This is a genomic window from Streptomyces sp. NPDC059668 (genome assembly GCF_042734135.1).
Lineage (GTDB): Bacteria > Actinomycetota > Actinomycetes > Streptomycetales > Streptomycetaceae > Streptomyces.
The window spans coordinates 36,086-48,733 of sequence record NZ_JBHWEL010000048.1 but is presented as its reverse complement, the minus strand read 5'-3'; the positions used below and the strand labels follow the sequence as shown (position 1 = coordinate 48,733).

The following is a 12,648-nucleotide window of genomic DNA, read 5'->3' as shown; positions in this document are numbered from 1 at the left end:
CAGTGAACGGGTGGCGAAGTGGGTCATACCTGGTCCGGGGCGGTGGGCGTGGCAGGGTTGGGGATGGCCGGGGTGGGGGCGTACTGGGCGGCTTGTGCGTCGAACATGGCGGCGTACCGGCCGTGGGCGGCGACGAGTTGACTGTGGGTACCGTGTTCGGTGAGGCGTCCTTGGCTGAGGAGGTAGATGTGGTCGGCGTGGCGGACGCCGGACATGCGGTGAGTGACCAGGACAACGGCCCGGTTCGGGGCCGCGAGGCGGCGGATGCGGTCGAAGGCTTCGATCTCGGCTTCAGGGTCGAGCGCGGAGGTGGGTTCGTCGACGATGAGGACGGTGTCTGCTTGTGATGTTGAGCTGCGCCAGTGGGTGCGGGCCAGTCCGATTTTCTGCCACTCGCCGCCGGAGAGTTCGATGGCTCCGCGGAACATGCGCCCGAGCATGCTGTCGAGGCCGTTGGGGAGTTTTGCGGTGGCGGGGCCGGCTCCGGCGTAGTCGACGGATGTCTGCAGGTCGCGAGTTGAGGCCTTGTGGCTGGGGCGTCCGATGCGGATGTTCATGGCGGCGGTGACGGGCCACCGCTGGAAGTCCTGGGTGAGGAGACAGACGCGGTCGAAGACGTGGCTGCGCTCCAGTTCGGAGATGTCGGATTCACCCCAAATCACGGATCCAGTGTGAGGCAGGATCAGACCGGAAAGGATCTTCATCAGGGTGGTTTTGCCGGAGCCGTTCTCGCCCACCACTGCGGTGACCGCGCCCATGGGGAAAGTGAGCGTCACGTCGTCCAGGGCCGGTGTTTCACGGTCGGGATATCGGTAGCTGACGTGTTCCAGGGAGACCTGCCTCACCTGGGCAGGGACGGGATCGCCGGTTTGGGGGATGGCGCGTTTAGCGGCCTCGATCAGGAACTGGCCGTGGTCGCGGACGTACAGGGACTCCTCGTGAAGCTGGTTGATGTTCATCACCAGAGCGCCCAGGCTTGCCGATCCGGTGCGTACCGCGATCACGGCGGTGCCGGCGACGGCAAGGCTCATGTGGCCGGCCAGGATTAGCCAGATCATGGCGCCGTAGGTGGCCGCCATCGCCAGGCCGGACAGTGCGGAGGCAGCCCATTCGGTGACGGCCTTGCTGGAGGCCAGCCGTTCTTGTTCCGTTTCGGCGCTTGCGGCCATGCGCCGGTAGCGGTCGAGGAGGAATGGGCCGACGGCGTGGATTCGTACTTCCTGGGCGGCGGTTCGCTCGGTGAGAAGGTTCCCGATGAGACGGCTGGCCCGCAGGTGTTCGATCCAGCTCATCACCGACACATAGCGTTCCTGCGCGACCCGCATGGCGCCCCAGCCGCGAGGGGCGGCGATGATCAGCAGCATGGGCAGCAGCGCCGGGTGTAGGACGGTGAGGACTCCGGCCGTGGCGATCAGTGAGATGGTGCTGTTCATTGCGGAGACGCATGCGCCGATCATGCGGCGTGCGGAGGCGGGTCCGTACTGTGCGATGTCGAGCAGGCGTCGGAAATCCGGATCGTCGATGGCTTCCAGTTCGACGGTGGTGGCAGCGGCCAGGTACTGCGTGGTTGCGATCCGTTCGACCTTCGGCTCCAGGCGGCCGGCCCGGGAGGTCGACCATCCGGCAAGGGCGGAGTTCACTACGGCGACGCCTGCGGCGGCGAGCAGCCCGGGCATCAGGGCGTGCAGCCGTTCGGCTGCGTCTCCTGTACCCAGGAGGGCGTGCATGACCGCGTTGATGGCCAGCAGGCCGATCGCGGCGGCGATGCCCTGGCCGAGTTCGCTGATCGCCACGGTCGCCAGCGCCCGGCGGTCTGCGCTCCATGCCATCCGCAGGGTGGCGCTGACGAGTCGCGGCATCTGGCGGAGCGCTGATCGCATGGTCAAGTCCAGTCGGGCGCGCTCGTGTTGGGACCAGCCCATGTTGTAGCGCAATGGTCCGCCGAAGAGTTCTCGCTCCGCTTCAGAGACCTTTGGTTCCGCAATGCGGACCTTGCCGAAGAATCGCTTCACTCGTTGTCTCCCTGCGTCGGCCAGTTCGGAACCCGGTAGGACGGGTCGTGGGTGAGCATGTGGAAGATGGTGGCGGTGCAAGGGTGGCCGTCCCGTGGGGTTTGTCCATCGGTACCCAGAACAGCCCCTCGTGCTTGTACGGTTCGGCGTTGTACGGCCCGCGTGTCCAAATCAGCGCGACGAACGCGGCGATCATCCGGTCCAGGCCGTCACCAGGCCTGTGGTGGTGGATGACGGCCGTTGAACTGCTGTTGCTCGGCACTGACCTCAACCTCCGCTTCATTCTTCGCTCGGAGCGGCGCGGCCGACGGTGAAGTGGAGGCGGGCGCTCTGGGAAACAGGGGTGTTTTCGAACAAAGGATGAATGAGCACAGGGCGGCGTACGGACTACACGGGGCCCCCGGGGCGAGGCGCTCCCCGACCTTCATCTGGATCTCTCCCAGCCGCCGGAGCCGGCATGCGGTGGTGAGCCAGACGTCGGAGGGCCCGTGCCGGATCCTGGCCGCCGCCGGTCCGGTCCGGTAGGGCTGCGACGGAGGAGGGGCTCCGCGTACGTGGTCAAGCTGCGCCAGCCCTTCCGCTCGGCTGGGTCCTGCTGCTCGTCGTCGTTCAGGAGAGCCGCGGGCTCGGTCCGCTCGACGGGCAGAAGCCGCGGGGAAAGTTCCGTCGGCTCCGTGCTCCGGGTGGTGACGGGGCCGGTGGCGAGGGGGCGTCGCATGGTGCTGACCGCAGGAGCCTCCCAGGCGGGGGAAGTTCGCTTGCCGCCACCAGTTCACCTACTGGCCGAGCACGCCGAGTATCTCGCCCGCCCGAAGTCGCGCACAGCAGCCGCGCCGGCGGAGACGGCGCTATGCTGGTGGCATTGCCTGGGATGTCGGGGGGACCATGAACAGGCTTCTGGCGTCCGCGTCGACGGGCGTCGCACTGCTCGCGGCGGCAGCTTGTACCAGCGGCGGCCAGGCGTCCCGGGAGAGGACATCTGGCCCGGCCGCGTCCACTGCTGTGGCCCGCACAGCTTCACCGCAGGGCACAACCGCTGCCCGGGACACGGTGATTGATAGGTCGAGGTCCGCCCTGCTGGCCACGATGTCCACCAAAGACCTTCCTGGCCCCGCGGGGACGGCCACCGCCAGTGTCGGTCCGCGCAGTGCGTTGTTCGTCTGGGCGACCGCCGACGGCCGTTTCTGCTCGGGCACAGCTGTGGCGAGCGGCGGGTCCGCCGTGTCGACCTGCACCTCGTCCCCCGGCGATATGGCGTTCTCTTCGCACCCCAAGGTTGTTCCCCTCGTCACCATGGGAGCGATCGGCACGAGTCAGAACCTCGTGATCGGCGCGGACCGGGAAACCGTCGGGTCGGTGACGTGCAATGGCACGCCCGTGACATTCCGGCGGCTCGACGGTGTGCTCGACCGCAGGCGTGCGCTCTACGCTTTCGACCTTCCCGGCCAGACCGGCGGATCCGTCACCGTGACCGTCATCCGCGCTCACACCACTGCCACGGAACACGTCAACCTGCTCTGGAAACGGCGCGGCGGTGACCCGGCCTGCCGCTGACGGAGAGTTGGGGCCTGCCGGGAGCCGCTCGGACCCGGTGGACGGAATGCATAGACAGGCTCGACGAGTTCGTGCAGGTTCGTCCTCGCCAGTTCGATCGTGCGGTGCTCGTCGCGGTGGTCGCGGGCTCGGCGGCGGCCTTCATGTGGTGGAGGTTGCCGACATCGCCCACTGGTGCAGAGGCGGTATTCGGAGCGTGCGCGATTCTGTGATGAACGCCGCCGTTGTCCGCCGCCCCACCGTAACGGAGCTCAGTGAGATGGCGGGTCAGGATCACTACGGGCCTGCTGCTTGAAGGCGGCCGGAGCTGACCCTCGTCGGCACAGTTCCGGGCTCTGCCCCGTGAGATTCTGAAGCCGCTATTGTGAAGTTTTTGCTTCACATCTACGGTTAGCGCATGCGACCGAAGCGCGAACCTGAGCAGATCACCGATCTGTCGCGGCTGAAAGTGTTCATGAACCCGCTGCGGATGCAGCTATGTCGACTGCTGCTGGCTGCGGGCTCTGCGACCGCCTCTCAGCTCGCGGAGTACGTCGACGAGACTCCGTCGCTGGTCAGTTATCACCTGCGCAAGCTGGCCGAGCACGGCTTCGTGGCGGAGGTGAGCGGCCAGGGTGCCGACGGGCGGGAGCGGTGGTGGCAGGCAGTATCCGAAGGCTGGGGCTTCCGCGAGTCGGACTTCGCGGGCACGCCCGAGGGAGCCGCCGCAGTCGGTGCGGTAACTCGTGGCATCTTCGATACCCGCATCACCCAATACCGGGCCTACCTCGATCAGAAGTCCGCTTGGGGTAATGAGTGGACTGACGCGTCCTTCAGCTCGGAATGGCTGCTCGACCTGACCCCGGCGGAACTCGCGGAAATGAGCGACGAACTTGAGGAGCTGACCCGGCGGTGGCGAGAGCGGGGCAAAGCAGCCAAGGCAGCTGGCGACACCGAGGGCCGTGAACACGTGTCCGTGCACCTCTACGGCTTCCCGTTCCGGCCCTGACACGACCGGAACCTGAGACTTCTTGGAGCTTTCCATGGCCAACGCAGAGAAAATTCTGTCCGCACGCGCCACTACCCCGGCGTACCGTGACGGCAATGTGCTGCGCTGGCTGGCCGCGTACACGGCATCCCTCGTCGGCGACAGCGTGTACTTCGTCGCCCTCGGCTGGTCTGCGCAGGAGGTCGCCGGTCCCACCGAAGTTGGTCTCGTCATGGCTGCCGGGGCGTTGCCGCGGGCGTTACTCATGCTCGGTGGGGGCGTGGTTGCCGACCGGTTCGACCCCCGCCGGGTGATTCTCGGCAGTGACGCGCTGCGCTGTTTCCTGATCTTGACGGTGTCCGCCGGCATCGCCCTGACGGCGCCGACACTGTGGATCCTTGCCATAGTGGCGGTCCTCTTCGGCATCGTAGACGCGCTATTCGTCCCCGCTGTCGGGGCCCTCCCGCCGCGAATCACCAGCCCCGACCAGCTGGCCCGGGTCACCGGCATGCGCACACTCTCGATGCGCCTCGGCCAGATCGCAGGCCCGCCGATTGGCGGCCTGGCCATGGGCCTTGGAGGCACGGCGGCATCGTTCACTGTCGCCGGCCTGCTTTTCGCGCTTTCCCTGCCACTCCTGTTGACGGTACGGATACGGTCTCTCGGGGAGCGCGATCCGGCGCTGCCGGAGCCGGGCACAGTAGGCACGGACTTGCTCGACGGGCTGCGCTACATCCGCGGGCACCGGCTCATCAGTCCGCTCGTCGCCGTCGGCGCCATCTGCGAACTCGGCCTCCTTGGCACCCTCAATGTCGGCATGGTGCTTCTCAACGCCGAGCGCGGCTGGGGCCCTTCCGGATACGGCTGGATCGTCAGCAGTTTCGGTGCGGGTGCAGCGGCCAGCGCCGCACTGCTTGCCATTGCTGGCTGGCTGCCTCGTGCCGGCCTGATGCTCGCCGGGACGCTGTTCGCGGCCTGCGCGGGAGCAGGCGCCATCGCGCTCGTGCCGACCCTTTGGATCGCCTCCGTGCTAGCCGCGGTGATCGGGCTGAACGCGGGTGTCCTCGGCAGCCTGGTCAACACACTCATACAGACTGCAGCGGACCCGGCCTATCTCGGCCGGGTCACCTCCGTCGTCATGCTCACCATGGTCGGTTTTGCACCCCTCAGCTATCCGATGGTCGGCGCTGCCATCGGATTCTGGGGCGCCGCCCCGGTATTCGTCGCCTGCGGCATGTTCGCCAGCTTGGGTGTGGTCATCGCCCTGGCTTCCAGCGCGGTACGGCGCGCGGAACTGCCCCGGCGCAGTTGCGGGTAGTGCGCGCTGCACACGACGGCGAACGTGGGGAGCGCGGTGGTCTACCGGTCGTTGTCGTCGGTGGCGGCACCGGGGGAGTTGCCGAGCAGGTCGTCCAAGGTGCGGGGGCCGAGCACCCCGTGCTCGGGCGGGCTCGCGTCGGTGTCACCGGTGAGCTCAGTGAGGTCCAGGTCGTCGAAGGATCCGGCGATGTTGGCGCGGGACAGCGCGTCCAGGTCGGTGTCGGCGTGTGGGGGCAGGCTGCCGAGGGTGGCGAGCATGGCGGTTACCGCGCTGGTGAGCCGGTCGGTGTGGGCTGTGGTGACGCCGATGCTGTGGCAGTTGCCGACGTCCAGGCCGCTGGCCAATCGGTCCGTTGTTGAGGCGCATGTCCGGCTGCTGGCCCGCGGTCGTGGTGTCGGGGAGGCGGGTGAGGGCGTCGGCCAGGGCGTTGATCGCCCGGTCCCGGTCGGCGTGATCGCCGGCCAGCTCCCCGGTGCAGAGCAGGCTGCAGCCCTGTCCGGGGGGCTGCGCATGGGAGCGTTCGGGCCCGCCACGGACGACGACGGCGACACCGTACCGGGGTCCGCTGCCGTCTCCCCGTGGGCCGACCCGCGCGCCTCGTCCAGGGCAGCGTGGATCTCGACCGCAGCGACCGGCCCTTCGCCTGGTTCGCGTACTTCCTCAAGGAGGCGGGGCACGTCGTCGTCGACGAATGTACGTGCGTGAACCTGCGGCCGGTCGGCGTACGCCACGATGACGCCCTATTCGGCGAGATCACCGGAACCTTCGGCCTCGACGGCTGAGCCCTGGCGAGGCTGAACGTCGACAAGCTCGGCGCGTTCGGCGAACCCAGATCCCTGACCTGGCTGCGCAAGCGGGTTGAGAAGATGCTCTCGAAGATCGACCTGGCGGCTGCTGTTCGAGGTGAACGCCTGGACCGGCTTTCTCTACGCCTTCGTGCACCTCGGCAACGGCACCACCCGGAGGAAGGACCTGTCCATCTCGGTAGTCGCGCTGCTGGTCTCCGAGGCGTGCAACATCGGCCTGGCCCCGGTGGTGAACCCCGCCCATGAGGCGCTGACCCGGGCCCGGCTCGTGCAGTCGACCAGTACTACCTGCGCCCCGACACCATCGCCGCGGCGAACGCGCGGCTGATCGCCGCCCAGGCCGAGGTGCCGATCGTGAAGTTCTGGGGCGAGGGCCTGCTCGCGTCGGTGGACGGGCAGCGGTTCGTCGTCCCCGTCCGCACCGTCAGCGCGGCGCCGTCGCCAAAGTACTTCGGGTTCAAGCGAGGCATCACCTGGCTCAACGCCGTCAACGACCAGGTCGCGGGCATCGGGCAGATGGTCGTCCCCGGTACCTCGCGTGACTCCCTGCACATCTTGGACGCGCTGCTGAACCTGGACGGCGGGGTGAAGCCGCAGATGGTGGCGACCGACAAAGCCTCGTTCTCCGACATGGTGTTCGGCCTGTTCAAGATCCTCGGCTACAACTTCAGCCCGCGGTTCCGCGACCTGGACGACCAGCGGTTCTGGCGGGGCCACGATGCCCGGCGTTGAGGCGCGCACATACGGCGCGCTGGAGGACCTGGCCCGCAACCGCGTGAACCTGAACAAGGTGATCAAACAGTGACCGGACATGCTGAAGGTCGCCGGTTCCCCGGTCACCAACCAGGTCCGCGCCTACGACCTGCTGCGCGTGTTCGGCCGGGAGGGGCGTCCGACGCCGCTGGGTGGGCGTTCGCGGAGTACGGGCGGATCGCCAAGTCAGGCCACCTGCTGCGCGTGGTCGACCCGGTGGACGACACCTACCGCCGTCAGATGAACCGGCAGCTCACCGTGCAGGAGTCCCGCCACAAGCTGGCCCGGGACTTGTGCCACGGCAAGCGCGGCACCATCCACCAGGCATACCGCGACGGAATGGAGGACCAGCTCGGCGCGCTCGGCCTGGTCCTCAACGCGCTCGTGCTCTGGACGACCCGGTACATCGACGCCGCCGTCGCCCAGCTGAAGGCCGAGGGCCACGAGATCCGGGAGGAGGATATCGCCCGGATCTCCCCGCTCAAGCACCGCAACCTGAACCTGCACGGCCGCTACAGCTTCACTGCCTCGACCCCGGCAGCCGGCGCCCTGCGCCCACTGCGCGACCCGGTCGCCCCCGAGTTGGACGAGGACGAGGACGTATCGGCGGCCGACTGAAGCGGGCTTGTCAGCCGGCGGGAACCAGCGCGGCGTCGTACTGCTCGATGGCCCAGGGCAGCACCGCGCAGGCCAGCAGGAACCAGTCGCTGTAGCGGTACACATCCACTCAGACGGACAACTAACAACCCGCAAGAACCGTCAGAGCCATCCTTGCGAAAACCATTGGTGCCCGGCTTGCTCCGCTGATGGACTGACGTCCTACCGTGAGTCTGCCGCGTGACGGAGGTAGTGGTTGTGACAGGCTATGACGTCCTTGCGGAGGTGTACGAATGGCTCATCTCGGATGCAAAGTTGCCTCCAGCCGAGTTTGCTGCGTCGTTCGACGACGTCCTCAATCTCCTGCCGTCGAACGCTCACGTCCTCGACTGTTCGTGCGGAACCGGACAGTTGGCGGTTGGCCTCGCCGGTCGTGGCATGCAGGTTGTCGCAACTGACGCCAGCGGGGCGATGGTTCGTCGGACTGCCGAGTTGTCTGAGGAGTTCGGGGCATCCGTCCGAGCCGTACGGGCGAACTGGGAAGAGTTGCCCGACCATTTCCAGGACAACGCGTTCGACACGGTGTTCTGCGTTGGCAACTCGCTTCACCATGCCGCGGGCGCGACAGGCAGGGGTGCTGCTCTGGAGTCGATGTCACGGCTTCTGCGCCCCGGCGGACGCTTGGTACTCACATCCCGCACTTGGGAACTCGTGAGGGCCAGAGGTTCCCGGCTGGAGATCAGTGACCGGCTCGTCCGCCGGAACGGTCGCGATGCCGTCGTGGTCTACCGCTGGGAGATTGCGCCGCATTGGGAGGAGGAGCACCACATCGAGATCGCGATCGCGCAAGTTGATGCGACCGGGTTGGTTCTTGTCCGCTCGGAACTGCTGTCCTGCTGGCCCTACCGGTACGAGGAACTCGAAGTCGAGTTGCACCGCGTCGGACTCCAGACGGAACTGAGCACGTTCGATCTTGAGGCCGAGAACTACATGGTGGTCGCGAGCAAGGTATAAACACCGGACCCTCAGTCCCTGGCCGGACCGCGCGGTTGCTCGCCGGACGCTTGCGCCCTCTCGTTGTCGTCGCAGCCGCCCGGCCCGGGATGGTTGACCAGCTTGAGCCCTTGCGTCTGCAGGATCTGCGGATCCTCACTGACGGCCGCGGACAGCCCGGCAAGCGCCTCGTTCACCTGCTTACGCAACGCGGCCGCCGGACCGCGAGATTTCGTTGCCAGATGGGAGGACCTCCTCGACTCCGAACAGGGCGGTCATCAAAAATGGGTTCGTCGCTCTGCGTGGACTGGTCGCCCCACACACTGCACCCGCAGCCCGGACACCGGCGGGCTGTGTCAACCAGACGGGGAACGGCGTTCACTCGATGGTGTCGGTACGGCGCAGCGCCATGAACTTTCCCCCGACACGCAGCGGACGGCGGGAGGTATCCGTGGCCCCGGGGCGACGGTGGCACGGTGGCTTGCATGTGCTTCCCGGGCAAGTCACCGTGTTGACCCCGGCGTGATCACGGAGCATTCGCCCCTGATGTAACAGGTCCGAGATGGGAGGGGAGGTGGTGCACGGCCACCGACACAAGGTCTTCTGCTTTCGCAGCTTCGCCGAGGATCGTGCCATCAAGGAGACTGTTGCTGAGGGTGTACCGACCGCCGCGATATGCGTCCAGGAAAAGCCCGAGGTCGGCCAGGCCCGGGCGCGTACAGGTGGAGAACCGCAACGTCCACATGCTGGTGAACGGGTAGAGCGCTCGCAACGCCGGCTCCCGGTAGGCCGCCTCGATGAGCGCCTGGAACTCCGGCGCGTCTGCCTCAGCAGCCCGAGTCCGGAGGTGCTGCCACTCGGATTCCGCCAGCTGCGCCGGATCGTGGTCGGGCACCTCGAAACGGCCCGACAGATGCACGAAAGGCGCGGTCCGGCGGATCTCGGTCAACTCGGTTCCTCCATGCCAGGCCTGCGCAGCCCTGACAATCTGCGCGACATCATCGGTGTCCCCGCCGATGAGCTCCATGCCCTGACACGACTCCTCGCCGCGGATCGACCACCTCCGCTTCCAGGTGTACGCGCGGACGGTCAGCCTGTTCCGGCACGGAAGGTTGCTCGCCACTGTGGCGCCGTACAGAGGGTTGGACTCTGACACCGCAACGGGAACTGAGAGGCCGTCCATATCCGCAGCGGCTTGGAGGACCGCCGCCAGGCTTCCCTCTGCCAGAACGTCGGGGTAGAACGCAGCTTGATCAGCAGGTGTGGTCATGACGGAGATACTGCCGCAGCCGCCGCCATACGGGCGCGCGGGTTACCTTCTCTGTCACCGTACCGGCGTGTGGCCGGCTCGCATCGGTATTGATCCGGTGTCGGGCGCCGTTGTCGTAGCGGGCTGGCAGACTGCCCGCCATGACGTCAATTGACCAAGGTGCGGTGCGGGAGCCGTGGGATCGGATCGGTCTCTGGCTGAGTACCCGTGTCCGGTGGGTTCCACTCAGGCCGGCGGCAGACCCTGGGCGTCTGGAGGCCGTTGAAGCCTCACTGGCTGTGCCACTCCCGGTGGACCTGCGGGAGTGGTGGGCCCTGACCGACGTCAGCGCCGACTACTGGATCCCTGGGTCCTTCGCCCCGGTCTCCTTGGACGAGGCCCTCGAAACCCGGGAGATCTGGCTGCTTGTCGCAGAGCAGGAGGGGCCTACATTCGACGCGAACGGGGCACCGAAGGCTCGGTTCCTGTCGGAATTCATGCCGATCGCGATGAGCCCGGGTGGTGACGGCCTAATCGTTGACCTTCGGCCTGGCGGGTATCACGGGGCTGTATTCCTCTGGGACCACGAGCGCTGGGGACTGGGGGTGCCCCTGTGGGACTCAGTCGGCTCGATGCTTCGGGATGTCGCTGCCGCACTCGAAACACAGACGCCGGTGCTGCTGCAGCATGCTGCTCTCGGCGGCGCCGAGGCGACTGGTGTGGGCGAGGTCGACGAGCAAGGCGACTTGAACTGGAAGCCTGCGGGTTGAGCAGGAACTGGCAGATCAAGAGAACATGACCTGCAACTTGGAAAAGGAACTGCCGGACGGATCATGGCCCCCTATCATCGGCACCGTGATGTCACCTAGGACGGATGCCGCGTAAGTCCCCGCGCCTGGTGCGCGCCAACCGCAGGGATCGCCAGGGGCACGACTCAGTCAGCACGCTACTGGTCACCGCCTGCCCGGGGCCACCCACGTGCGGCGCCGTACACACGTACCTCTTTGTCGACGGCCTCGACCTGATCACGCGCACCCACAATGGCGCAACCGGCGGCCATCCGGGTCAGCTCCTCAGGCCTGGAGGCCCGCTCTATCCGACCGATCAAGCCAGGAGCGTGGACGTTGCGACCTACAGGCAGGGCTCCGACCCTGTCTCGGTGGTCGGAATCCGGATCCGGCTTCGGAAGCAGACCGTGATCTGGGGCGATCTGATGTACCCAGGGATCGAGGACCGTGTCGTCGACGAAGAAGTCCGCTTTGACCTGGCCCAGTACCTGGCTGAGATCAAGCTGGGCTACTCGCGATGGGGCCGCAGTACGCAGGGCGTCGGGGCTGAATTGCCAGGTTTGGGCAAGAATTGCTGTCAGCGGGCCGGCCCGGACCGCAGTGGCGTGACGTTGGCGGCAGTTCCGCTGAGCACGTCGCGCAGTTCCTGGTTCTCGAGCGTGAGTCTGGTGTTCTCCGCGAGGAAGCCGTTGACGTCGTCTTTGAGCCGGGTGATTTCGGCGTTCTTATTCGTGATGGTCGTCTTGAGGGTGACGATTTTCATGCAGAGGCGGGTCTCGACCTCGCTGGTGCCGCCTTGGATCTTGACCCGTTCGTAGAACTCGTTTTTCAGGTCTGGGTGACGCTGGGTCAGCGCGTTTCTGGGGACATCGGCTTCGATGGTCAGGGCGCCATTGGAGCGTTCGGGGGCGCCGGCGAGGGTACGGTTCCGTGGCGGCGCTAATGCGGTTGCGTTCGTCGGCCGCGGGGCCCCGCAACACCGCCGCGGTGTGCCGCATGTCATCGCGTGTCAGGCGGAGATTCACCCGCACCGCATCGATCACCTTCCGGCCGCCAGCATGAACGAGCCAGTGCCGCACGCCGGCGCCGGAGAGTAGACGATCGGACACCTCTTCCACGTGCGCCCCGATCACGTACGGGATTTGACGGTCCAGGAAGATGGAGAACCTGCTCTGCAAGTCACCCCAGTCGTAATGCATCGCGTCGACCGCCGAGGTGATGACGTGGCTCGCCGACAACAGCAGATGAGGCACCGGTGCCCCGCCCTGGTCATCGCCCGTCCTGGCCGGAGCGGCGGCTTCCACCAGCGGCGCCGTCAGCGCGACGGCTGCCGCGCCGTCACCGAAGAGGCTGTTGACCACGGCGGTTCGCATCGTGGAGGCGAACACGTACGCCGCCGAACACGCCTACGCGCACGCGAGAACCGCCACCCGACGGGGGTTCGCAAGGCACCACGCCCGGGCCGCGGCCAGCGCGTTCATGGCAGCGTTGCACCCCATGCCGACCACGTGGGAGGTGCGAGACCTCGACACCAAGGGCGCCCCGATCGGCTACAAATGGGCCAGGGCGGGAGACACGGCGGACAAACTGACGGTCACATCGCGACGG

The 12,648-nt window shown here is 67.0% G+C and carries 11 protein-coding genes and 2 pseudogenes; 7 read left to right on the top strand and 6 right to left on the bottom strand.

Annotated features, from left to right (window positions below):
• Positions 1–23: 23 nt before the first annotated feature.
• Positions 24–2,012 carry an ABC transporter ATP-binding protein gene (locus ACFV2J_RS28465; RefSeq protein ID WP_385081804.1) on the bottom strand — a complete coding sequence of 663 codons (1,989 nt, stop codon included), beginning with the start codon at positions 2,010–2,012 and terminating at the stop codon, positions 24–26.
• Positions 2,013–3,098: 1,086 nt separating this feature from the next.
• On the opposite strand from ACFV2J_RS28465, the gene ACFV2J_RS28460 reads away from it, so the two are divergent.
• The 3 genes from ACFV2J_RS28460 to ACFV2J_RS28450 all read left to right on the top strand — a co-directional run bounded on the left by ACFV2J_RS28460 (position 3,099) and on the right by ACFV2J_RS28450 (position 5,851).
• On the top strand, positions 3,099–3,566 hold the full coding sequence (locus ACFV2J_RS28460; RefSeq protein ID WP_385081805.1) for a hypothetical protein: 468 nt from the start codon (positions 3,099–3,101) through the stop codon (positions 3,564–3,566).
• A gap of 397 nt (positions 3,567–3,963) precedes the next feature.
• Complete coding sequence (locus tag ACFV2J_RS28455) at positions 3,964–4,554, top strand: ArsR/SmtB family transcription factor (RefSeq protein WP_385081806.1); 591 nt, start codon at positions 3,964–3,966, stop codon at positions 4,552–4,554.
• A gap of 34 nt (positions 4,555–4,588) precedes the next feature.
• Positions 4,589–5,851 carry an MFS transporter gene (locus ACFV2J_RS28450; RefSeq protein ID WP_385441290.1) on the top strand — a complete coding sequence of 421 codons (1,263 nt, stop codon included), beginning with the start codon at positions 4,589–4,591 and terminating at the stop codon, positions 5,849–5,851.
• 41 nt (positions 5,852–5,892) lie between these two features.
• On the opposite strand, the gene ACFV2J_RS28445 is transcribed toward ACFV2J_RS28450, so the two are convergent.
• Complete coding sequence (locus ACFV2J_RS28445; protein WP_385081809.1) at positions 5,893–6,198, bottom strand: hypothetical protein; 306 nt, start codon at positions 6,196–6,198, stop codon at positions 5,893–5,895.
• Positions 6,199–6,432: 234 nt separating this feature from the next.
• On the opposite strand from ACFV2J_RS28445, the gene ACFV2J_RS28440 reads away from it, so the two are divergent.
• From ACFV2J_RS28440 to ACFV2J_RS28430, 3 genes and pseudogenes are all read left to right on the top strand, one after another.
• Complete coding sequence (locus ACFV2J_RS28440) at positions 6,433–6,636, top strand: hypothetical protein (RefSeq protein WP_385081810.1); 204 nt, start codon at positions 6,433–6,435, stop codon at positions 6,634–6,636.
• A 9-nt stretch (positions 6,637–6,645) separates the two neighbouring features.
• A pseudogene (locus ACFV2J_RS28435) lies at positions 6,646–8,031 on the top strand (transposase); the annotation flags it as partial.
• A gap of 237 nt (positions 8,032–8,268) precedes the next feature.
• Positions 8,269–9,024: a class I SAM-dependent methyltransferase gene (locus ACFV2J_RS28430; RefSeq protein WP_385081851.1), complete on the top strand. Its 756-nt coding sequence runs from the start codon at positions 8,269–8,271 to the stop codon at positions 9,022–9,024.
• Positions 9,025–9,035: 11 nt separating this feature from the next.
• Here ACFV2J_RS28430 and ACFV2J_RS28425 read toward each other — a convergent pair whose 3' ends face one another.
• The gene (locus ACFV2J_RS28425) at positions 9,036–9,200 is read right to left on the bottom strand and encodes a hypothetical protein (protein ID WP_385081811.1); all 165 of its coding nucleotides are present in this window, start codon (positions 9,198–9,200) and stop codon (positions 9,036–9,038) included.
• Between the two features lie 329 nt (positions 9,201–9,529).
• Positions 9,530–10,273, bottom strand: a complete 744-nt coding sequence (locus ACFV2J_RS28420) for a DUF6193 family natural product biosynthesis protein (protein ID WP_385081812.1) — start codon at positions 10,271–10,273, stop codon at positions 9,530–9,532.
• A 140-nt stretch (positions 10,274–10,413) separates the two neighbouring features.
• Here ACFV2J_RS28420 and ACFV2J_RS28415 point away from each other — a divergent pair, with 140 nt between their 5' ends.
• Positions 10,414–11,022 carry an SMI1/KNR4 family protein gene (locus ACFV2J_RS28415; RefSeq protein ID WP_385081814.1) on the top strand — a complete coding sequence of 203 codons (609 nt, stop codon included), beginning with the start codon at positions 10,414–10,416 and terminating at the stop codon, positions 11,020–11,022.
• Positions 11,023–11,617: 595 nt separating this feature from the next.
• On the opposite strand, the gene ACFV2J_RS28410 is transcribed toward ACFV2J_RS28415, so the two are convergent.
• Both ACFV2J_RS28410 and ACFV2J_RS28405 read right to left on the bottom strand, forming a co-directional pair.
• A complete protein-coding gene (locus ACFV2J_RS28410) occupies positions 11,618–12,043 on the bottom strand; it encodes a hypothetical protein (RefSeq protein ID WP_385081856.1) in 426 nt (141 codons plus the stop codon).
• A pseudogene (locus ACFV2J_RS28405) lies at positions 12,012–12,548 on the bottom strand (type III polyketide synthase); the annotation flags it as partial. The pseudogene ACFV2J_RS28405 and the gene ACFV2J_RS28410, both read right to left, overlap by 32 nt.
• Between the last annotated feature and the right edge of the window lie 100 nt (positions 12,549–12,648).

Bases quoted from the DNA above. Each gene is read 5' to 3' on its own strand.
- ACFV2J_RS28460 (WP_385081805.1), top strand. From the start codon at position 3,099: ATGTCCACCAAAGACCTTCCTGGCCCCGCGGGGACGGCCACCGCCAGT.
- ACFV2J_RS28455 (WP_385081806.1), top strand. From the start codon at position 3,964: ATGCGACCGAAGCGCGAACCTGAGCAGATCACCGATCTGTCGCGGCTG.
- ACFV2J_RS28450 (WP_385441290.1), top strand. From the start codon at position 4,589: ATGGCCAACGCAGAGAAAATTCTGTCCGCACGCGCCACTACCCCGGCG.
- ACFV2J_RS28420 (WP_385081812.1), bottom strand. From the start codon at position 10,273: ATGACCACACCTGCTGATCAAGCTGCGTTCTACCCCGACGTTCTGGCA.
- ACFV2J_RS28415 (WP_385081814.1), top strand. From the start codon at position 10,414: ATGACGTCAATTGACCAAGGTGCGGTGCGGGAGCCGTGGGATCGGATC.
- ACFV2J_RS28410 (WP_385081856.1), bottom strand. From the start codon at position 12,043: ATGACATGCGGCACACCGCGGCGGTGTTGCGGGGCCCCGCGGCCGACG.